The organism is Pseudomonas sp. PS01270 (assembly GCF_029959775.1).
Taxonomy (GTDB): domain Bacteria; phylum Pseudomonadota; class Gammaproteobacteria; order Pseudomonadales; family Pseudomonadaceae; genus Aquipseudomonas; species Aquipseudomonas atacamensis.
Window position 1 is genome coordinate 1 of record NZ_JASCPT010000094.1, and the last position, 20981, is coordinate 20981.

14 protein-coding genes are annotated in these 20981 nt (G+C 61.0%); 11 read left to right on the top strand and 3 right to left on the bottom strand.

Annotated features, from left to right (window positions below; translation table 11 throughout):
- Nucleotides 1-155 precede the first annotated feature (155 nt).
- The 4 genes from QMX86_RS20995 to QMX86_RS21010 all read left to right on the top strand — a co-directional run bounded on the left by QMX86_RS20995 (nucleotide 156) and on the right by QMX86_RS21010 (nucleotide 5252).
- Nucleotides 156-1115, top strand: coding sequence for a tRNA-dihydrouridine synthase (locus QMX86_RS20995; RefSeq protein ID WP_016773924.1), 960 nt, complete (start codon nucleotides 156-158; stop codon nucleotides 1113-1115).
- Nucleotides 1116-1234: 119 nt separating this feature from the next.
- Nucleotides 1235-1681, top strand: a complete 447-nt coding sequence (locus tag QMX86_RS21000; RefSeq protein ID WP_101160023.1) for an Hsp20 family protein — start codon at nucleotides 1235-1237, stop codon at nucleotides 1679-1681.
- 188 nt (nucleotides 1682-1869) lie between these two features.
- Complete coding sequence (locus QMX86_RS21005) at nucleotides 1870-2565, top strand: DUF1266 domain-containing protein (protein ID WP_073474085.1); 696 nt, start codon at nucleotides 1870-1872, stop codon at nucleotides 2563-2565.
- The gene (locus tag QMX86_RS21010) at nucleotides 2562-5252 is read left to right on the top strand and encodes a DUF805 domain-containing protein (protein ID WP_282385359.1); all 2691 of its coding nucleotides are present in this window, start codon (nucleotides 2562-2564) and stop codon (nucleotides 5250-5252) included. The genes QMX86_RS21005 and QMX86_RS21010 overlap by 4 nt, the downstream gene beginning before the upstream one ends.
- Here the strand turns inward: QMX86_RS21010 and QMX86_RS21015 are convergent.
- From QMX86_RS21015 to QMX86_RS21025, 3 genes are all read right to left on the bottom strand, one after another.
- Nucleotides 5249-6940 carry a molecular chaperone HscC gene (locus QMX86_RS21015; protein WP_282385357.1) on the bottom strand — a complete coding sequence of 564 codons (1692 nt, stop codon included), beginning with the start codon at nucleotides 6938-6940 and terminating at the stop codon, nucleotides 5249-5251. The two genes, QMX86_RS21010 and QMX86_RS21015, sit on opposite strands and share 4 nt — an antisense overlap.
- 94 nt (nucleotides 6941-7034) lie before the next feature.
- Entirely contained in the window at nucleotides 7035-10313 is a 3279-nt protein-coding gene (locus tag QMX86_RS21020; RefSeq protein WP_071171649.1) for a PAS domain S-box protein, read from the bottom strand.
- Nucleotides 10314-10376: 63 nt separating this feature from the next.
- Complete coding sequence (locus QMX86_RS21025; RefSeq protein ID WP_024012384.1) at nucleotides 10377-11267, bottom strand: LysR family transcriptional regulator; 891 nt, start codon at nucleotides 11265-11267, stop codon at nucleotides 10377-10379.
- Nucleotides 11268-11406: 139 nt separating this feature from the next.
- Between QMX86_RS21025 and leuC the strand changes: the two genes are divergently transcribed.
- The 7 genes from leuC (at nucleotide 11407) to QMX86_RS21060 (ending at nucleotide 20796) form a co-directional block, all read left to right on the top strand.
- Nucleotides 11407-12825, top strand: a complete 1419-nt coding sequence (gene leuC / locus QMX86_RS21030; protein ID WP_016773930.1) for a 3-isopropylmalate dehydratase large subunit — start codon at nucleotides 11407-11409, stop codon at nucleotides 12823-12825.
- Between the two features lie 12 nt (nucleotides 12826-12837).
- Nucleotides 12838-13482 carry a 3-isopropylmalate dehydratase small subunit gene (leuD, locus tag QMX86_RS21035; RefSeq protein ID WP_282385354.1) on the top strand — a complete coding sequence of 215 codons (645 nt, stop codon included), beginning with the start codon at nucleotides 12838-12840 and terminating at the stop codon, nucleotides 13480-13482.
- Nucleotides 13483-13577: 95 nt separating this feature from the next.
- The gene (locus QMX86_RS21040) at nucleotides 13578-14345 is read left to right on the top strand and encodes a class I SAM-dependent methyltransferase (protein WP_122602457.1); all 768 of its coding nucleotides are present in this window, start codon (nucleotides 13578-13580) and stop codon (nucleotides 14343-14345) included.
- Between the two features lie 55 nt (nucleotides 14346-14400).
- Nucleotides 14401-15483 carry a 3-isopropylmalate dehydrogenase gene (gene leuB, locus QMX86_RS21045; RefSeq protein WP_016773933.1) on the top strand — a complete coding sequence of 361 codons (1083 nt, stop codon included), beginning with the start codon at nucleotides 14401-14403 and terminating at the stop codon, nucleotides 15481-15483.
- Nucleotides 15484-15549: 66 nt separating this feature from the next.
- Nucleotides 15550-16662, top strand: coding sequence for an aspartate-semialdehyde dehydrogenase (gene asd / locus QMX86_RS21050; protein WP_016773934.1), 1113 nt, complete (start codon nucleotides 15550-15552; stop codon nucleotides 16660-16662).
- Between the two features lie 247 nt (nucleotides 16663-16909).
- The gene (locus QMX86_RS21055) at nucleotides 16910-17920 is read left to right on the top strand and encodes an aspartate-semialdehyde dehydrogenase (RefSeq protein ID WP_122751128.1); all 1011 of its coding nucleotides are present in this window, start codon (nucleotides 16910-16912) and stop codon (nucleotides 17918-17920) included.
- A gap of 209 nt (nucleotides 17921-18129) precedes the next feature.
- Nucleotides 18130-20796, top strand: a complete 2667-nt coding sequence (locus tag QMX86_RS21060; RefSeq protein WP_122751127.1) for a FimV/HubP family polar landmark protein — start codon at nucleotides 18130-18132, stop codon at nucleotides 20794-20796.
- Nucleotides 20797-20981 lie beyond the last annotated feature (185 nt).

A 20981-nucleotide genomic window follows, 5' to 3' on the forward strand; every position in this document is an offset into this window, starting at 1 on the left:
AGCCTGCTCGCGAAGCGTCGCGTCAGTTACGCATGTATCAACTGACAGACCGTCTTCGCGAGCAGGCTCGCTCCCACAGAGAGATGTGTTGTCCTGCGGTCTTCCACGATATCCAGTAAACTGCCGCACGTTTTTTCTTCAAGTAGTGTTTCCCCATGCAAATTGCTCTGGCGCCCATGGAAGGGTTGGTCGACGACATCCTGCGCGACGTGCTGACTCGCGTTGGCGGCATCGACTGGTGCGTGACCGAATTCATTCGGGTCAACGACCAGTTGCTCACCCCGGCGTACTTCCACAAGTTCGGCCCCGAGCTGCTCAACGGTGCTCGCACCGCGTCCGGCGTGCCGCTGCGCGTGCAATTGCTCGGTTCTGATCCGGTATGCCTGGCGGAAAACGCTGCGCTGGCCTGCGAACTCGGTTCTGAGGTGATCGACCTCAACTTCGGCTGCCCGGCCAAGACCGTCAACAAATCCCGCGGCGGCGCCGTGCTGCTCAAGGAGCCGGAGCTGCTCAACCAGATCGTCGAACATGTCCGTCGCGCCGTACCGGCGCACATCCCGGTCACCGCGAAAATGCGCCTGGGTTTCGACAGTCCTGACGGCTCGCTGGTCTGCGCCACGGCGCTGGCGGAAGGCGGGGCAGAGCACATCGTCGTACATGCGCGGACGAAAATGGACGGTTACAAACCGCCGGCGCATTGGGAGTGGATCCCGCGTGTGCAGGATGTGGTCAAGGTGCCGGTGTTCGCCAACGGCGATATCTGGAGCGTCGAAGACTGGCGCCGTTGCCGCGAAATCAGTGGCGTGGAAGACATTATGCTCGGTCGGGGTCTGGTCTCCCGCCCGGATCTCGCTCGGCAGATCGCTGCGGCGCGCGCTGGCGAAGAGGTCGTCGAGATGACCTGGGCCGAGCTGATGCCGCTGATTCAGGACTTCTGGCTGCAGGCCAAGGCGCAAATGACCGCGCGCCAATCGCCCGGTCGCCTCAAGCAATGGCTGGCCATGTTGACACGGAACTACCCGGAAGCCGCCGAGCTTTTCACCGTTCTGCGCCGCGAAACCGAGCCGGATCAAGTCTCGCGTCTGCTCGGATTGCCGCTCGTCGAGGCCGCATAAAAAATCTTAAAATAATCTCTTGAAATCAAAACAGCGGTCCCTATCTAAGGGTTACGCGATGCCGAATTCGGGTCGCGGAGACACAAAACCTTGCTGATAGTTTTCAGGAGATTTGAATCATGAGTACTGCATTTTCTCTCGCGCCACTGTTCCGTTCCTCGGTAGGTTTCGACCGTTTCAACGACCTGTTCGAAACCGCCCTGCGCAACGAGCCAGGCAGCAGCTACCCACCTTACAACGTCGAAAAACACGGTGATGACCAATACCGTATCGTCGTTGCGGCCGCCGGTTTCCAGGAAGAAGACCTGGACCTGCAAGTCGAGAAGGGTGTGCTGACCATCAGTGGCGGCAAGCGTGACACTGACGAAAGCGTCACGTTCTTGCATCAAGGCATCGCCCAGCGAGCCTTCAAGCTGTCGTTCCGTCTGGCCGATCACATCGAGATCAAGGACGCTGCCCTGCGCAACGGCCTGCTGAGCATCGACCTGCTCCGTGTGGTCCCGGAAGAAGCGAAAGCCAAGCGCATCCCGATCAATGGAGCGCAGCAGCCGGCGTTGCAGCATTGATTCATGTGCTGACACACAATCGCCCTAACCGGCGATAAGCCGCTGAACGAAAGGCCCCGATACGTCGGGGCCTTTTTTGTGGGCACAGAAAAAGTGATGCTGGGTTTGCCGCTGTCGGCGGGGCTCTTTACAATCTGCGCAGTTTTGCCGGCCCCCATTTCCCAGCGGTCGGCCTGGAGCCTTTTTTCATGGACGAGATTCAACAGCGCTGGCTGTGCGCGTTGTCCGCACCAATGGCCGCGCTCAACACCGGCGCCGGGTATGACGACCCGGCGTTCTGCAACGACCGTTACATCAACCTCAAGGAAAGTTGGGGTATCGATGATCGGCGACAGTTGTTCGACATGCTCGGATGGATGACCGACGACGGCCATGCCAAGCATCTCAGCGGGGCCTATCTGGCGTGGCAGCGATGCCTGCCGAGTGAATGGCAGTCGTTGCTCAATGAGCTGAACCCGCGCGAGCGCGTCCTGCATGAATTTGCCAGCCGTACCTTCGGCAGCTGTGGTCCCGGCGGCATCTTGTCCTGGGATTACGGCCGGATGGGCTTTCTGTTGCGCTGCGCCGTACGTAATCAATGGATCGATCTGGCCGAGAGCAACTGGTTGCACAGTCGTCTGGCGTTGAGGGCGCAGTTTCATTACGGCAGCTGGATGGCTTACTTCAACGGCTTTCTGGTGGGACGAACCTTTTGGTGCTGCATGAGTAGAAGCGATGATGAACTGGCGGTCGAGATGAGTCGTGAGGGCACCAGCGCTTTCAACACCAGGATTGCCCGAGGCCTTGCGCAAAACATTCCACACTTTCTTGCCGATCTGCCATGGCACATGGATATTGATCCGCCGTCTCGTCCGGCATCGCTTGGGGAGTTCGACTGGTCATGAGTTGCTGGATTCGACTGGGCATTGAGCCGACTACTGACGAAACCCTGATTCGCAGCGCCTATCGCGCCCGTTTGCCGGCGCATCATCCGGAAACCGATCCGGAAGGTTTTCAAGCGCTACGCATGGCCTACGAGAGTGCCCTGCGTCTGGCCCGTGAAGAGGAGGAAGAGGCTGGAGACGAGATCGACGCTGCACAAGCCAATGTCGTTCGGGCGCCTCAAGCTTTCCTGGATTTCTGTGCGCTGCTGGATGATCCCGCGCGACGCTTCAACTACGCGGCATGGCAGGCATTTGTCCGGACGCTGGATGCCTTGTCACTGGAGGTTTTTGATGACCTCAACTGGGGCTTGTACCACCGAATGTCCGGCGCCGGTCCGTTGTCCTACCGTTGTGCGAATCTGTTGGCGCAGCGCATGGCCTGGGACCAGCAATTGCTCGATCTGGCATTCGACGATGCGCAAGCGGTAGAAGGCTTTTTGCAGCGCATCAAGACGCCCGACCCGTTCGACACGGATCTGATGAGCGCCTGGTCAGAGCCGGCACAGACCGAGTCGCTGTGGTATGCCCGTAGCCTCGATTTCATCTTTACTCAGCGTCCGCTTCACGAGTTCGCCGAGTTCGCCAGTCGGCACACGTGCTTGCCGTTGCCCAACGATGCCGCGTACCTCAAGCGGTTGCTGGTGCAGTTCACCCAAGCGGGCATGGGCGCGCCGACGTTCCTGCAGTGCTGTGCCGAACAGCACGATGCCGCGCCGGATAACGTCGACTGGCTGTACCTGCTGGCGTGTCAGTACAGTCTGTTGGGGCACGACGATCAAGCGTTTCCATGCTGGATTCGGCTCTGGAGCGAACATCGCCATCCCGCGGCAGAGAGTCGCTTGCTGGAGCTGTGTGCCAAGCGTCAGCCGACCTTTCTGCCGTTGCTGATTCAGGCGTTCGATCGTCTGGAGGACTGCGCCGTTTGGCCGGACGAACTGGGTGCTGAGTGCCAAGTGTATGGCAGTCCGTCACAACGGCCCGAGACCTTGACCCGTTGGTTGGGTGTCGGACGGCTCAAGCTTGATGCACTGGCGCAAAGCTTTGTTGATTGGCGCATGGCGGGCGACGAGTTGCCATTGCTCGCGCAGTTGATCGGCGAAAACCACGACAGCCGTTTGCTGCGTCTGTACCGGCACGCCTGGGCGCTGCATCGTGGTGATTCGGCCTTGTTGCAGCAGATTGTCGACGAACCGCTGCCGGTGGACGCGCTGGAATGCCTGGTATTGAGCGGCCTGAAGTATCAGGCCAGGCAACATCTGCATTGGCTGGCCAAGGCGCCTGTTGCGCAGGCCATGAGCGCTTTCACTGACTCGCAAACACTTTCACCGCAATTGCCTCTCGCGTTGTCCGAAGGTGCGCTGCACAAGGTTTGTCGTCTGTGGTTGCAGCGCTTGCGGCCCTATAGCGACACGGCGCTTGCACGCATTGCCGACGCGTTCGAGCTGAGTGCGGTCAAAGACGGCAATGACCTGTCGCAACTCGATCTCATGCTCCAGTTGAGTCGGCGCGCGACAGGTTTGCCGCCGATCGGTTTGGGAGCGGCCATCTGGGATTGGCACGCTCAAACCGTGTTTTTGCTGGCATTGCTGGAACAACCCGAGCGCTGGTTGCAATTGATTGATGCGCAGTGTCTGGAGCGTTTGCCGTTCAATCCTGCGCATCCTTTGAGCCGACTGCAGCCGCTATTGCGGCGCTTGCTGCGTGAGCAGGGCAATTGCGCCGGTTTGCTCGGCTGGCTGCAGGGTGACGATCCTGTGCACGGTTTGCTGGTGCAACAGTTGTTCAGTGTCGAGCAGGCTCTCGACAGCGCCAGGCTGCCCGCCAATACCCTGCTTTACACCTGCGTCGAAAGTGACCGTGCGGCGTGCGGCGATGACCTGCTGGGCTTGTTGATGTTCTGGGGCGTGCTCTACCACGATCCAAGCCTGAGCGCCGAGCAGCACCGGGCGTTGTTGCAGTCGATTGAAGCGGTCAGTTGCGAGGATGACTGGTTCGAAGGCTTTCGCGACGGTCTGATCAAGGGCGAACCGGTGTGGCCACCGCGCAAGGTGTTGACGGATTTCGGTGTCGACAAACTATTGGCCTATGAGGCGCTGGATGCGCTCAAAAGCTTGATTCGCTACGGCGCTGCCGGAGTGCCGAAAACGCGAGTATTGCGGCAGCTGCAGCAGGGTAAGGATGACGTGCAGAACAGCGTCGGTTTGCGCTTGGCACTGTGCGCGTTGCTGTCGTGGTCGGAGCGGTTGCTGTTAGCCAACAGTGATGTCCAGCCAGTACCAGCGAAAGCTTTCTGGCGCCTCGGATCACGGCTGGGGCGCAGAGCTTTTATCGCTCAGGTCCTGGGATGCGTAGTGGTAACCCCAATAGCCGGGCTGATAACGGGCACGACGATTGGCGGGATGGTCATCTTTTTGCTTGGCGTGCTGCTGTTGTTCGCGGCAGTTCTACGGCGGTTGCACGATATGGACCGGGGCATACCGACACTGCTGATATTTCTGGGATTGTCGCCGTTTCTGCCATTCCTGCCGCTGGTGTTGTTCGGCTTTCCGGGAGACAAACTGCCTAACCGCTATGGCGTGCCGCCGGACAGTGGGGCAGATATGTTGTCCGGCGGGTTGCAGGCTGCTTTACGGCAACTGAACGGTTAAAGACGCATCTGGTCCAGCGCATCATTCAGCGCTGAGCGGTGGCTGGCGATTTCGCTGGCTTGCTGGCCGGCAAGCACGGTGTTGAAGGTGTCCATCCACTCGGCAATGCGCGCACGCTCGTCGCCCAGAGTTTGCATCCATGCTCGCTCCAGTCGTGCGAGCAGGGTGCGGTTGGGCAGGGCGTCGCGAGGGTGGACTTTGAGCTTCGCGAGCCGGGCATGGCTGTCTCTGCGCGCCTGTTCATCCAGTCCGGTCGGGCTGCGGTCGATGCTGTGGCCGTAACGTTCGCCGGTTTCCAGAAGCGTGACGTCTACTTCCAGCAGGCCGTTGATGTCATAACTGAAACGCACATCGAGGCTCTGCAGCTGCTCACTAGGGGTGAACTGGATGTCGAAAGAATCGATGAAAATATTGTCGCGTACCCACGGGCGTTCCCCTTGGTAAACCGCGATACGGATTTCAGTCTGTTGCGCAAACGTCGTCGAGTAACGCTGCACCCGTGACGTTGGAATCACCGTGTTACGTTCGATGATCGGCGAGAACGCGCCACTGACGCCTTCGCCACGATTGGTCGAAATCCCCAGCGTATACGGACAGACATCCGTCAGAATCAATTCCTCGACCGCACCGTCCCGCGCCTTGCATGCCGCCTGCGTCGCTGCGCCCAGCGCCACGATGGTGTCCGGATCAAGATGCCGATAAGGCAGGCGTCCAAACAACGTGGCAACCATTTGCTGTACCGCCGGCATGCGCGTGGCGCCACCGACCAGCACCAGGCTGTCGAGGTCGCGCGGTTTCAGTCGGGCATCGCGCAGAGCCTGTTCGATTGGCGCGCGCAAGCGGGCCAGCAACGGCTCCCAGATTTTCACCGCAGCGGCTTCATCCAGTTCCCATTCGAATGTCTGCTCGGCATACCGCCAGCTCAAGTGCTGCGCGCCTTCGCCGAGTTTGCATTTCAGCTGTTCCAGGGCATCACCGAGGCTGGCCATGGCTTGTGCATCGATCGTTGAGGGGGTGAGTTGCCAGTGTTTCAGGCAGGCCTGCAACAGGGCGGCGGTGAAGTCTTCACCGCCGAGAAAGTTGTCGCCAGTGGAGGCGTGCACTTCAATCAGCGGCAATGCGTATTCGAGCACGGTGACGTCGAACGTGCCGCCGCCGAGATCGAATATCAGCGTGCGTTCGAACTTCTGTTCGTGCAGGCCGTACGCCATGGCGGCAGCGGTCGGTTCATTGATCAGGCGCGTCACGGACAGCCCGGCCAGTTCGGCGGCGAACAAGGTGCGCTTGCGCTGCTCGTCACTGAAATATGCCGGTACGGAAATGACCGCTTCTGTGACCGCCTGGCCGAGAAAGGCTTCCGCGTCTTGCTTGAGTGAGCCAAGTACCAGCGCCGACAACTCTTCCGGGCTGAACTGGCGAGAGCCGAGCTGGATTTGCCTGTCGCTGCCCATGAAGCGCTTGAACGCGGCGGCAGTGCGTTCCGGGTGCGTGGTCAGGCGGGCGCGGGCGGCTTTGCCGACCAGAATCGTGTCGTCTTCATCAAGGCTGACCACCGACGGTGTCAGCACATCGCCGAGGGCGTTGCGGATCAGTTCGGCGCGGCCTGCACGCCAGACGGCGATCAGGCTGTTGGTGGTGCCAAGGTCGATGCCCAGCAGGGCCGGGCGGGGAAGGGATGCATCCTGCATGGTTGATCTCGAAGCGGCGCAAAAAACGCGACCCTACAGGCTGACGCAAACCGTGGCAATTGTTGCTCTGTTGCCAGTCTGTGCGACCGCCGATTCAGGGCAGCAGTTTTTTCAGATCCTCCAACCCCACCGGTCGGCTGTGCAGATAGCCCTGATACAAATGGCATTCCAGCCCCTGCAAAAACGCCAGTTGTGCTGGCGTCTCCACGCCCTCGGCAATGACCTCCAGCTCAAGGCTGCGGGCCATCGCGACAATTGCGCGAATGATCTCGGCAACATTGGAGTCAGTGGTCGCATCGCGGATGAATGACTGGTCGATCTTCAGGGTGTCTACCGGCAGACGCTTCAAGTAAGTCAGCGACGAATAACCAGTGCCGAAATCGTCCATGGCGAAGCTCACGCCGAGCTTTTTCAGACGACGCATTTTGCTGATGGTGTCTTCCAGATTCTGAATGACGATGCCTTCGGTGATTTCCAGTTTCAGCAGCGAGCAGGGCAGGCCGTGGCTGGTCATGCTGTGTTCGATGCGTTCGACGAAATCGTTCTGGCGGAACTGCCTGGGGCTGATGTTCACGCAGAGGCTGAAGTTGAGCGGGTCGACCAGTTTCAACGCGATCAGTTGTTTGAAGGCGTTGCAGGCTTCATCGAGGATCCACGTGCCGACTTCGAGAATCAGGCCGCTGTCTTCCAGTACCTTGATGAACTCGGTGGGCGATTGCGCGCCGAGTTCGGGATGATTCCAGCGCACCAGGGCTTCGGCGCCAATGATGCGGTTGTCGCGGGCATCGACCTGTGGCTGAAAGTGCACGTTGAACTCGCCGCGCGACAGCGCCAGGCGCAGGTCGGTCTCCATGCGCAGGCGTTCGCTGGCCGCTTTCTGCATGGTGTTGTGATACATCTGCGTGGTGTTGCGCCCGGAATCCTTGGCCCGGTACAGGGCGATGTCGGCGCGTTTGAGCAGGTCGGTCGGGGTCGAGCCGTGATCGGGAATCAGCGCGACGCCAATGCTCGGCGTCACTTGCAGGCGCTGGCCATCGAGGAACATCGGCTCCGAAAGCAATTCGCGAATGGTGTCGGCCAGCGCGCGCACTTGCTCGCTGACTTCACTGCGCGAACCTTCGAGGCCGCTGAGCAACACCACGAACTCATCGCCACCGAGGCGCGCCACCGTGTCTTCCATGCGCACGCTGGCTTCGAGCCGCGCGGTGATGATTTTCAGCACGGTGTCGCCGACCGGGTGACCGAGGGAATCGTTGATGTGCTTGAAGTGGTCGAGGTCGAGAAACAGCAAGGCGCCGCGCAGATTGTGGCGCTTGAGCAGGGCGATCTGCTGACTCAGGCGATCCATCAGCAGGGCGCGGTTGGGCAGGTTGGTCAGCGGGTCGTGATAGGCCAGGTGACGAATCTGCGCTTCGGCGTTCTTCAACAGGCTGACGTCGCGCGCGGTCAGCAGCAGGCACGCGGTTTCATTGAGGGTGATCGGCTCGACCGAGACTTCCACCGTGAGCAATTCGCCGCGCTTGTTGCGCCCGAGCATTTCCTGATGATGCACGCGGCCCTTGATCTGCAACTCGGCGAGTAGGGTCGAGCGTTGTTTCTCTTCGGCCCAGATCCCCACCTGATACACGGTTTTGCCCACCACTTCGTCGGCGCGGTAGCCGGTGAGGCGACAGAAGCCGTCGTTGACCTCCAGATAACGCCCGGTGTCGCGCTCGGTGATGGTGATGGCATCGGGGCTGGAGTGGAACGCCTTGGCGAATTTTTCTTCGCTGGCCTTCAGCGCTGCTTCCGAGCGTTGTTGCTGGGTGATGTCGCGCAGGGTGGTGACGATGCACGGCTGGTCGCCGACGCTGATCTGCCGGCTGGAAATCACGCAGGTCAGCGACTGGCCGTCCTTGTGCTGGACGAGAATGGCCACGTTGCTCAGGCCTTGTTCGCGAATCACCCGTTCGATGCGTTGCAGGCTTTTCGCCGAGGCGTCCCACAGGCCGATTTCCTCGGCGGTGTGGCCAATCACATCGGCGGCGCTCCAGCCAAAGGTCTGGCTGAAGCTGGAATTGATCTCGATGAACTCCCCGGTTTCCTGGCGCGTGACGCAGATCGGATCGGGGCTGACCTGAAACAGCGTGGCGAATTTCTCTTCTGAAGCCACCAGCCGCTGTTCGCGTTCGACCTGATCGGTGATGTCCAGCAGCGTACCGGCCATGCGCAGCGGCGCGCCGTTGTCGTCGCGATAGAGACGCGCGCGGCTTTCCAGATAGCGCGAGCTGCCGTCGGGCAATTGCACGCGGTAGGTCAGTTGATAATTGCCGGCGGGGCCTTCGCGCAGGCTGCGGTAGGCGTCGCGCATGCTGTCGCGTTCCTCGCCCGGCACGCCTTCGAAAAACTCCTCGAATGATTCATGGAATGGAATCGGCTCCAGCCCGTGTAATTGCGCAGCGCGCGCCGAGCCGTAGAGCATGCCGCTGGGGATGTGCCAGTCCCAGGTGCCGAGTTGCGCCGAATCCAGCGCCAGGTCGAGGCGTTCCTGGCTGTCCTTCAAGGCCAGTTCGGCGGCTTTGCGTTCAGTGGTGTCGAGGAACGTGCTGAGCAGATAGGGCTGGCCTTCAAGCTCGACCTTCTGCGCGCTGAGGATGCCGTCGTGCACCTGGCCATTGCTGGCGCGGAACTGCACTTCCATGCTGATCAGCTCGCCCTTGGCTTTGGTTTTCTTCACCAGTTCGGCGCGTTGCTCGGGGTGCACCCACAAGCCCAGTTCCAGGGTGGTGCGGCCGATCGCGCTTTGCACCGGCCAGCCGAACAGGCTTTCGAAATACTGGTTGGCCTCGCTGATCAGACCGTCATCCTGACGGGTCAGCAAAACCATGTTCGGGCATAGGTGGAAAAGTGTCGCGAAACGTTTCTCCGAGCTGCTCAGGGCCTGCTCGCGCTGGCGCTGGTGGGTGATTTCGCGAATCACCCCGATCATTCGGGGCCGGCCGTTCTTGTCTGGCAGCAGGCTGCCGCTGATCTCCAGCCAGTGCAGGCTGCCGTCGGGCCAGCGGATGCGGTGATGCATCGCCTGCTCCAGTGGGGCGCCGGCGATCACCGCGTGGAAAGCGCGCACGGTTTTCGCGCGGTCTTCCGGCGGCAACAGGTCGAGGTATTCCAGGTCGGCAGGTAATGGCTGCCGTGGATCGAAACCGAATAACGCCTGAGTGCCCCGTGACCAGCTGATCTGCCCACGTTCGATGTCCCAATACCAGGCACCGAGCCGCGCGCCGTTGAGCGCGGCGAGCAATTGCGGCGCGCTTTCCCAGCTCTGCTCGGAATGGCGCGGATCAACAGCCTGGATTCGCGGCATCGGCGGAATTCGGTCAACAGATTTCGGCATTGTCAGCGGGCCTTGAGCTGAGTGGCGTGAGGCACAGGAGCGGCTCTATAGGAGTAGCACAAGTCAGGCCGGGATCCCTGGCCGATCGATCTGTGCATCCAGCAGGGCCATGAAGGCTCTTGCTGCATTCGATAGCGTCCGTTCGGTGTGCAAGATATAGCCTAGCTGGCGAGTGAGCTGTATGCCCGGCAATGCGATGCTTGCCACTTGTTCGTCGAGCATGGTGCGCGGCAGCACGCTCCAGGCCAGGCCAATGGAGACCATCATCTTTATGGTTTCCAGATAGTTGGTGCTCATGGCGATGTTCGGCGTCAGGCCCTGGGCTTCGAACAAACGCTGGACGATGTGGTGGGTAAACGTGTTTCCGCCGGGAAAAACCGCCGGATGGCCGGCGATGTCCGCCAGACTGACGGCACCGTTGTTGATGAGCGAATGCTCCGGGGCGACAACGAAATCCAGCGGGTCGTCCCATACCGGCGTGGCTTTGACCAGAGTATGCGGCTCTGGTGCGAGGGTGATGACCGCCAGTTCTGCGCGGCCGTGGAGAATTTCCTCGTAGGCCACTTCCGAATCGAGGAACTGAATATCCAGCGCAACCTGTGGGTAGCGGCGGGTGAACTCCCTTAATAGAGGCGGCAAGCGGTGCAGGCCGATGTGGTGACTGGTGGCCAGCGTCAGTCGACCGCTGACCTCGCCGGTCAGGTTGGTCAGGGCGCGGCGGGTGTCGTCGAGCACGTTGAGAATCTGATAAGCCCGTGGCAGCAGGGCACGACCGGCCTCGGTCAGGCCGACTTCACGGCCCAAGCGGTCGAACAGGCGCACCTTCAATTGCTGCTCAAGACCGGCGATGCGCTTGCTGATCGCCGGTTGGGTCAGATGAAGGCGTTCGCCGGCGCCGGAGAAGCTGCCGGTCTCGGCGATGGCAATAAAAGCGTTGAGGTTAGCCAAGTCCATGTCGCATTCCAGTTGGTTATCCAAAGCATAAAAAATATGAATTTGAGTTATTTAATCTAACCCCATAGGATCGGCCTCACAAGCCAAAGGGTTATTGATAAGCCCAAGGCATAGAAACAAGCTGATGAGGAACCGTCTGATGGCCGGCAAAACGCTCTACGACAAGCTCTGGGATTCGCATTTGGTCAAGCAGCGCGACGATGGCTCGGCGCTGATCTACATCGATCGTCACATCATCCACGAAGTGACTTCGCCGCAAGCTTTCGAAGGCTTGCGTCTGGCCGGGCGCAAGCCTTGGCGCATCGATGCCAACATTGCGACCCCGGACCACAACGTACCGACCACCCCGGAGCGCAAGGGCGGCATCGAAGCCATTGCCGATCAGGTTTCGCGTTTGCAGGTGCAGACTCTCGATGACAACTGCGATGAATACGGCATCGTCGAATTCAAGATGAACGACGTCCGTCAGGGCATCGTTCACGTGATCAGCCCGGAGCAGGGCGCGACCTTGCCGGGCATGACCGTGGTCTGCGGTGACTCGCACACCTCGACCCACGGCGCATTCGGTGCGTTGGCCCACGGCATCGGCACATCCGAGGTCGAGCACGTGCTCGCCACGCAGTGCCTGGTGGCCAAGAAAATGAAAAACATGCTGGTGCGCGTCGAAGGCCAATTGCCGTTCGGCGTGACCGCCAAGGACATCGTTCTCGCGGTGATCGGCAAGATCGGCACCGCCGGCGGTAACGGCCACGCCATCGAATTTGCCGGCAGCGCGATCCGCGATCTGTCCGTTGAAGGCCGCATGACCATCTGCAACATGTCCATCGAAGCCGGCGCCCGCGTCGGCCTGGTGGCGGCGGATCAGAAGACCATTGACTACGTCAAAGGTCGTCCATTCGCGCCGAAAGGCGAGCAGTGGGACATGGCCGTCGAAGCCTGGAAAGACCTGGTTTCCGATGCCGATGCCAAGTTCGACACCGTGGTCGAGCTCGACGCCGCGCAAATCAAGCCGCAAGTCAGCTGGGGCACTTCGCCTGAAATGGTCTTGGCCGTGGATCAGAATGTGCCGGATCCGGCCAAGGAAATGGATCTGGTCAAGCGCGACTCGATTGTCCGCGCCTTGAAATACATGGGTTTGACCGCCAATCAGGCGATCACCGACATTCAGCTTGATCGCGTGTTCATCGGTTCCTGCACCAACTCGCGCATCGAAGACTTGCGCGCCGCTGCGGTGATCGCCAAGGGCCGCAAGGTCGCCTCGACCATCAAGCAGGCGATCGTCGTGCCGGGCTCGGGTCTGGTCAAGGCGCAGGCCGAAGCTGAAGGGCTCGACAAGATTTTCCTCGAGGCCGGTTTCGAATGGCGCGAGCCGGGTTGTTCGATGTGTCTGGCGATGAACCCGGACCGTTTGGAGTCCGGCGAGCATTGCGCGTCGACTTCCAACCGTAACTTCGAAGGCCGTCAGGGCGCCGGTGGTCGTACCCACCTGGTCAGCCCGGCCATGGCGGCGGCGGCAGCAGTGAACGGCCGTTTCATTGACGTTCGTGAATTGATCTAAAAGGAGCGCAGCATGAAAGCTTTTATCCAGCACACTGGTCTTGTCGCGCCTCTGGATCGTGCCAACGTCGATACCGATCAGATCATTCCCAAGCAGTTCTTGAAGTCGATCAAGCGCACCGGCTTCGGTCCGAACCTGTTCGATGAGTGGCGTTATCTGGATGTCGGCCAGCCGTACCAGGACAACTCCAAGCGCCCGTTGAACAAGGATTTCGTCCTCAACGCCGAGCGTTATCAGGGTGCCAGCGTATTGCTCGCCCGCGAGAACTTCGGCTGCGGCTCGAGCCGTGAACACGCGCCGTGGGCGCTGGAAGAGTACGGTTTCCGCAGCATCATCGCGCCGAGTTACGCCGACATCTTCTTCAACAACAGTTTCAAGAACGGCCTGCTGCCGATCATCCTCAGCGATGCAGAAGTTGATGAACTGTTTAAGCAAGTTGAAGCCGAGCCGGGTTATCAATTGCAGGTCGACTTGCAAGCGCAGACCGTGACCCGCCCGGATGGCAAGGTGTACAGCTTCGAAATCGATGCGTTTCGCAAGCACTGCCTGCTCAATGGTCTTGACGATATCGGCCTGACCTTGCAGGACGGCGATGCGATTGCGACGTTCGAAGCCAAGCATCGGGTTAGTCAGCCGTGGTTGTTTCGCGACGCTTGATTCGGGATTGATGTAGTCAGGGCGGGCCTCTTCGCGAGCAGGCTCGCTCCCACAGGGAATGTATTTCAAATAACACTGCTTACAGGATGTGATCCATGACCAGCACCGCCCAGCACACCCAGGTCGTCCAGAAGCAATTCGGCGAACAGGCCGCCGCTTACCTGAGCAGCGCGGTTCACGCCCAAGGCAGCGAATTCGCGCTGCTACAGGCTGAACTGGCCGGGCAGGGCGAGGCTCGTGTGCTGGACTTGGGTTGCGGCGCAGGCCATGTCAGTTTCCACGTCGCTCCCTTGGTCAAGGAAGTGGTGGCTTACGACTTGTCGCAGCAAATGCTTGATGTGGTTGCCGGCGCTGCCGTCGATCGCGGCTTGAGCAACATCATTACCGTCAACGGCGCTGCCGAGCGCTTGCCGTTCGTCGATGGCGAGTTCGATTTTGTGTTTAGCCGGTACTCGGCGCATCACTGGAGCGACCTCGGTCTGGCCTTGCGCGAAGTGCGTCGGGTGCTGAAGCCGGGCGGGGTGGCAGCGTTCGTTGATGTGTTGTCACCGGGCAGTGCGTTGTTCGACACTTACCTGCAAAGCGTTGAAGTGCTGCGCGACACCAGCCACGTGCGCGACTACTCCGCCGCCGAGTGGCTGCGCCAGGTCAGCGAGGCCGGACTGCATGTGCGCAGAACCACCCGTCAGCGCCTGCGTCTGGAGTACAGCAGTTGGGTCGAGCGCATGCGCACACCTGACGTGATGCGCGCGGCGATCCGCCAGTTGCAGCAGTCGATGGGCAACGAAGTGCGTGAGTATTTTGAGATAGATGCCGACGGCTCGTTCAGTACCGATGTGATCGTACTGAAGGCTGAGCGATAAGAATTTTTCCCGGCGCGCCGTTCAGTGGCGCACCGCTTGAAGACACGAGGAAAGCATGAGCAAGCAGATTCTGATTCTCCCGGGTGACGGTATTGGTCCGGAAATCATGGCCGAAGCGGTCAAGGTGCTGGAATTGGCCAATGACAAGTACAGCCTGGGCTTCGAGCTGAGCCACGACGTGATCGGCGGCGCGGCCATCGACAAGCATGGCGTGCCGCTGGCCGACGAAACCCTTGATCGCGCCCGCGCTGCCGACGCCGTGCTGCTGGGCGCGGTCGGTGGCCCGAAATGGGACACCATCGAGCGTGACATCCGCCCTGAGCGCGGTCTGCTGAAAATCCGCGCGCAACTGGGCCTGTTCGGCAACTTGCGCCCGGCGATCCTCTATCCGCAACTGGCCGACGCGTCGAGCCTGAAACCGGAAATCGTTGCCGGTCTGGACATCCTCATTGTCCGTGAGCTGACCGGCGGCATTTACTTCGGCGCGCCGCGTGGCACCCGTACGCTGGACAACGGCGAGCGTCAGTCCTACGACACGCTGCCGTACAGCGAAAGCGAAATCCGCCGCATCGCCCGTGTCGGTTTCGACATGGCCATGGTTCGTGGCAAGAAGCTCTGCTCGGTGGACAAGGCCAACGTCCTGGCATCCAGCCAATTGTGGCGCGAAGTGGTCGAGCAAGTGGCCAAGGATTACCCGGAAGTCGAACTGAGCCACATGTACGTCGACAACGCCGCCATGCAGTTGGTGCGCGCACCCAAGCAGTTCGACGTGATCGTCACCGACAACATGTTCGGCGACATCCTCTCCGACGAAGCGTCGATGCTCACCGGTTCGATCGGCATGCTGCCGTCGGCCTCGCTGGACTCCAACAACAAGGGCATGTACGAGCCGTGCCACGGTTCGGCGCCGGACATTGCCGGTAAAGGCATTGCCAACCCGCTGGCGACGATCCTGTCGGTGTCGATGATGCTGCGTTACAGCTTCAATCTGCACGACGCTGCCGATGCCATCGAAAAAGCCGTCAGCGTCGTGCTCGATCAGGGCTTGCGCACCGGCGACATCCACTCGGCCGGTTGTACCAAAGTCGGTACGCAGGAAATGGGCGACGCAGTAGTCGCCGCGCTGCGGAATCTGTAATCTCTCGGGCCCGCTGCGAAATTCAATACAAAGCAGCGGCCCACTTTTCAAGAAGGTGTAGTTGCGATGAAACGTGTAGGTCTGATCGGTTGGCGCGGGATGGTCGGTTCCGTGCTCATGCAGCGGATGCTGGAAGAGCAGGATTTCGATCTTATCGAGCCGGTGTTTTTCACCACGTCCAATGTCGGTGGCCAAGGCCCGTCCGTGGGCAAGGACATTGCTCCGCTCAAGGACGCTTACAGCATTGACGAGCTGAAGACCCTCGACGTGATCCTGACCTGCCAGGGCGGCGACTACACCAGCGAAGTATTCCCGAAGCTGCGTGAAGCCGGCTGGCAGGGTTACTGGATCGACGCGGCGTCGAGCCTGCGCATGAACGATGACGCGGTGATCATTCTCGACCCGGTCAACCGCAAGGTCATCGACCAGCAACTGGACGCGGGCACCAAGAACTACATCGGCGGCAACTGCACCGTCAGCCTGATGCTGATGGGTCTGGGCGGTCTGTTCGAGGCCGGTCTGGTCGAATGGATGAGCGCCATGACCTATCAGGCGGCCTCCGGTGCCGGCGCGCAGAACATGCGTGAACTGATCAAGCAGATGGGCGCGACCCACGCCGCTGTCGCCGATCAACTGGCCGATCCGGCCAGCGCGATCCTCGACATCGACCGTCGCGTGGCCGAAGCCATGCGCAGCGACGCGTACCCGACCGAAAACTTCGGCGTACCGCTGGCCGGCAGCCTGATCCCGTGGATCGACAAGGAACTGCCGAACGGCCAGAGCCGCGAAGAGTGGAAGGCCCAGGCCGAGACCAACAAGATTCTCGGTCGCTTCAAGAGCCCGATCCCGGTCGACGGCATCTGCGTGCGCATCGGCGCCATGCGCTGCCACAGCCAGGCGCTGACCATCAAGCTGAACAAAGACGTACCGATCGCCGATATCGAAGGGCTGATCAGCCAGCACAACCCGTGGGTCAAGCTGGTACCGAACAACCGCGAGATCAGCATGCAGGAGCTGAGCCCGACCAAGGTCACCGGCACCCTGAATGTACCGGTCGGTCGTCTGCGCAAGCTGAACATGGGTTCGCAATTCGTCGGCGCCTTCACCGTCGGCGACCAACTGCTGTGGGGCGCGGCCGAACCGCTGCGCCGCATGCTGCGGATCCTGCTGGAGCGTTGATCGCTTGAAGCAATGAAAGAGCCCGTGCCTTGTGAGAGGTGCGGGTTTTTTTATGCGCAATGATCGTTCCCATGCTCCGCGTGGGAATGCATCCCGGGACGCTCTGCGTCCCTTCCGAAGCAGAACGCGGAGCGTCCGTTGAGGCATTCCCACGCAGAGCGTGGGAACGATCGGTACGGGCAGAAATTGCCTGTGCGCCACCCACCCGGTAAAGTGCCGCTCCCCCCGTTTTGCCAGAGGTAGCTCCATGACCCAGACTTTCGATATCGCCGTTATCGGCGCCACCGGTACTGTCGGCGAAACCCTCGTACAGATTCTCGAAGAGCGCGACTTCCCGGTCGGCAATCTGCACCTGCTGGCCAGCAGCGAATCGGCCGGCAGCTCGGTGCTTTTCCGCAACAAGAACGTCCGTGTGCGCGAGGTCGACGAGTTCGATTTCAGCAAGGTCAGACTGGTGTTCTTCGCCGCTGGCGCTGCGGTGTCGCTGAGCTACGCCGCTCGCGCCCATGCTGCCGGTTGCTCGTTGATCGACCTGTCTGGCGCCTTGCCTGCCGATCAGGCGCCACAAGTGGTGCCCGAAGCCAATGCCGATATTCTCGCCAGTCTGAAAAGCCCGTTCCAGGTCAGCAGCCCAAGCCCGTCGGCCACTACGCTTGCCGTGGTGCTGGCGCCGTTGCTCGATCTGCTCGATCTGCAATACATCAACGTCACCGCCAACCTGGCCGTTTCTGCGCAAGGTCGCGAGGCGGTCACCGAGCTCGCGCGGCAGACTGCCGAGCTGCTCAACATGCGTCCGCTGGAACCGACGTTCTTCGACCGGCAGATGGCGTTCAACCTGCTGGCACAAGTCGGTACGCCTGATGCGCAGGGCCACACGCTGCTGGAAAAACGATTGGTTCGAGAGCTGCGCCAGGTTCTGGCAAAACCTTTATTGAAGATTTCTGCCACTTGCGTTCAAGCCCCGGTGTTTTTTGGCGATAGCTTTAGCGTGACCTTGCAGTCAAGCAGCGCTGTCGACCTGGAAAAGGTCAACGCAGCGCTTGAGGCCGCACCGGGCATCGAGCTGGTCGAGGCTGGCGATTATCCGACCGCTGTCGGCGATGCGGTGGGTCAGGACGTGGTGTACGTCGGTCGCGTGCGCACGGGCGTCGACGACCCGGCGGAACTAAATCTTTGGCTGACGTCAGATAACGTACGCAAAGGCGCGGCGCTCAACGCCGTGCAACTGGCTGAGTTGTTGATAAAAGACCTGCTGTAAAAGATACTTGGCAACAATTTGTCGACTGATTCTAGGTGAGCGCTATGCTTGCCCGAAGCGCGTCGATGACGAGTCACCCTCCGGGACTTTCCGGGGCAGCACCGAAATGATCGCGCGCGGCGACCCCCGTCGTCGCGCGCAATGCCTTACGGCAGCGGTATTCAAAAGCTTCTCGCTGGCCGAGGAACGTTCAAACAAAGGATGAGGCTATGGTTCAAGTTCGCAAACTGGTGTTAGCAATAGCGGCCGCCTCGGCGCTGTCCTCCGGTATGGCGCATGCCCTCGGGCTCGGGGAGCTGACCCTGAAGTCGACCCTGAACCAGCCGTTGGTGGCTGAAATCGAGCTGCTCGACGTCAAGGATCTCACCGCCGCCGAGGTGGTGCCGAGCCTGGCTTCCCCTGAAGACTTCGCCAAGGCTGGCGTCGATCGGCAGGCCTTTCTCAATGATCTGACGTTCACCCCGGTACTCAACGCCAGCGGCAAAAGCGTGTTGCGCGTGACCTCGAGCCAACCGCTGTCGGAACCGATGGTGAAGTTCCTCGTGCAGGTGATGTGGCCCAATGGCCGCCTGCTGCGTGATTACAGCGTGCTGCTCGATCCGTCGAAGTTCTCGCCGCAGACCGCTGACGCCGCCGCGCAACCGGCGCCGTCGCAGACCATCACCGCGCCAACCACTGGCGCGACCCATCGCAATCAGTACACCACCACGCCGCGCGACACCCTGTGGGAAATCGCCGCGAAGGCGCGCAACGGTGGCTCGGTGCAGCAGACCATGCTGGCGATTCAGGCGCTCAATCCGAATGCCTTTATCGACGGCAACATCAACCGTCTGAAAACCGGCCAGGTGCTGCGTCTGCCTGACCCGGTACAAAGCACCGCGCTGCCGCAGTCGGCAGCCATTGCTGAAGTGGCGGCGCAGAACGAAGCCTGGCGTCAGGGCCGGCGTTATGCGGCCAAGCCTGGCACCGGTCAGCAGCAGTTGGATGCAACCAATCGCGGTCGTGGCAATACCGGTACAGCGGCCAACACTCAGGACAATCTGAGCCTGGTCTCGGCGGAAAGCGCCAAGCCCGGTGCGAAAGGCCCGGCCGGCGACGCCAAGGCGCTGAGCAACAAACTGGCAATCACCCAGGAAAACCTCGACACGACCCGTCGTGACAACGAGGAACTGAAAAGCCGCATGGCGGATCTGCAGAGCCAGTTGGACAAGCTGCAAAAGCTGATCGAGCTGAAGAACAATCAACTGGCGAAGATGCAGGCCGACGGCGCTGGTGCCGGCGCTGCGCCTGGCACCAACGGTGCTGTGCCGCCGGTGCCGGCGATCACTGCCGAACTGGCCGCAACACCGCCAGCCACTCCGGCCGACGCCGCAGCGGCTTCACCGACTCCAGAGTCGGCCATCGCGCCGCCAGCGGAAACCCCGGTTGAGCCAGTCGTCGAGCCGGTGGTCGAAACTACGCCGCCTGTTGCCGCCGATGACGACAAAGCCTTCAATGAACTGCTGACCAATCCGATCCTGCTCGGCCTGATCGGCGGCGGTGCGGTGGTTCTGCTGCTTCTGCTGTTGCTGCTGGCGCGCCGTCGCAAAGCCCAGCAGGAAGCCGAAAAGCACCTGCGCATGGCCCGCGCTCTGGCTGAAGAGCAAGAGTTCTCCGCTGAGCAGGAACTGCCGGAAAGCAGCTTCTCTGGCCTGGAAACCCCGGCAGCCAGCGTCAAACTCAATACGCCAGCTCCGGCACCTGCGCCAGCCCCTGCACCGGTCGTCACTCCGGTGGTGATGGCTGCGCCGATTGCCGCACCACTGGTGGCCCCGGCCGGCGAGCGATCGGATGACGTGCTCGACAAAGCGCAATCGCACATCAATGCCGGTCGCCTCAATCAAGCCGCCGCGCTGCTGGAAGAGGGCGTCAGCCTTGAGCCGGAACGCAGCGATCTGCGCCTGAAGCTGATGGAAGTCTACGGCCAGCAGGGCGATCGCGATGCGTTCGTTGCGCAAGAGCGTCAACTGGTGGCTAATGGCGATAACTTCGCCAAGGTCGAAGCACTGAAAAGCCGCTTCCCGGCCATGGCCGTGGTTGCTGCCGGTGGACTGGCGGCTGCCGCCGTCGCTGCCGAGCTGGACGCGCAGTACGTCAAGGAACTGCTGCAAGACGAGCCGCAAGCGCCCGAGACCGCCGCTGACGACCTCGACACCGCGTTCGATTTGAGCCTGGACGACCTCGACAACATCACCCCGGTCGATCCCGCGCCAGCGGTCGAGCCAGAAGCGCCTGTCGAGCTCGACGCATTTCCGGCCGAAGACGATCTGAGCTTCGCTTCGGTGCTGCAAGAGCAGACCGAGATGAAAGACAATCTCGACGATCTGTCGGACTTCGATCTGGACATGGATCTCGGCGCCGAACCATCGCCGGCCACGTTGGCTGAAGATGACTTCCTGCTGGATCTGGACGACGGCGTGAAGGACTTGCCGCCGGTCGAGACGCCGGTTGTCGCTGACGTGCCGCAGGACGATCTGGAGCTGCCAGCTGATTTCGACCTGTCGCTGGCGGACGAAATGGACAGCAACCCGGCTGCTGAGCCGGATGCCTTCTCGGCCGAGCTGGACGACGTCAATGCCGAGCTGGATCGCCTGTCGCAAAGCATGGCCGAGCCGAGCTTCACCGAAGCGGACGCGGCGATGGGTGACGATCTGGGCGAAGACGATTTCGACTTCCTCGCCGGCACCGACGAAGCAGCGACCAAACTCGATCTGGCCCAGGCCTACATCGACATGGGCGACGCCGACGGTGCCCGTGACATCCTCAACGAAGTGTTGACCGAGGGTGACGAGAAGCAGCGGGGCGAGGCCAAGGAAATGCTTTCCAACCTGGCGTAAGTTCAGCGGTAAACAACAAGCGGCAGCCCGGTGGGGCTGCCGTTTTTGTTTGTGCCGGATGAAGGGTTGTGAGTGCCGTCGTCATCGCTGGCAAGCCAGCTCCCACAGGTTGGGTGCACGCCGCAAATCAATGTGGGAGCTGGCTGACAGAGAACCTCTGGCATCCCCGGCCCACCGCCTTATAA

What these genes read in the sequence shown, in the direction of transcription:
- QMX86_RS20995 (WP_016773924.1), top strand. Translation starts at nt 156, where the DNA reads ATGCAAATTGCTCTGGCGCCCATGGAAGGGTTGGTCGACGACATCCTG.
- QMX86_RS21000 (WP_101160023.1), top strand. Translation starts at nt 1,235, where the DNA reads ATGAGTACTGCATTTTCTCTCGCGCCACTGTTCCGTTCCTCGGTAGGT.
- QMX86_RS21005 (WP_073474085.1), top strand. Translation starts at nt 1,870, where the DNA reads ATGGACGAGATTCAACAGCGCTGGCTGTGCGCGTTGTCCGCACCAATG.
- QMX86_RS21010 (WP_282385359.1), top strand. Translation starts at nt 2,562, where the DNA reads ATGAGTTGCTGGATTCGACTGGGCATTGAGCCGACTACTGACGAAACC.
- QMX86_RS21015 (WP_282385357.1), bottom strand. Translation starts at nt 6,940, where the DNA reads ATGCAGGATGCATCCCTTCCCCGCCCGGCCCTGCTGGGCATCGACCTT.
- QMX86_RS21020 (WP_071171649.1), bottom strand. Translation starts at nt 10,313, where the DNA reads ATGCCGAAATCTGTTGACCGAATTCCGCCGATGCCGCGAATCCAGGCT.
- QMX86_RS21025 (WP_024012384.1), bottom strand. Translation starts at nt 11,267, where the DNA reads ATGGACTTGGCTAACCTCAACGCTTTTATTGCCATCGCCGAGACCGGC.
- leuC (WP_016773930.1), top strand. Translation starts at nt 11,407, where the DNA reads ATGGCCGGCAAAACGCTCTACGACAAGCTCTGGGATTCGCATTTGGTC.
- leuD (WP_282385354.1), top strand. Translation starts at nt 12,838, where the DNA reads ATGAAAGCTTTTATCCAGCACACTGGTCTTGTCGCGCCTCTGGATCGT.
- QMX86_RS21040 (WP_122602457.1), top strand. Translation starts at nt 13,578, where the DNA reads ATGACCAGCACCGCCCAGCACACCCAGGTCGTCCAGAAGCAATTCGGC.
- leuB (WP_016773933.1), top strand. Translation starts at nt 14,401, where the DNA reads ATGAGCAAGCAGATTCTGATTCTCCCGGGTGACGGTATTGGTCCGGAA.
- asd (WP_016773934.1), top strand. Translation starts at nt 15,550, where the DNA reads ATGAAACGTGTAGGTCTGATCGGTTGGCGCGGGATGGTCGGTTCCGTG.
- QMX86_RS21055 (WP_122751128.1), top strand. Translation starts at nt 16,910, where the DNA reads ATGACCCAGACTTTCGATATCGCCGTTATCGGCGCCACCGGTACTGTC.
- QMX86_RS21060 (WP_122751127.1), top strand. Translation starts at nt 18,130, where the DNA reads ATGGTTCAAGTTCGCAAACTGGTGTTAGCAATAGCGGCCGCCTCGGCG.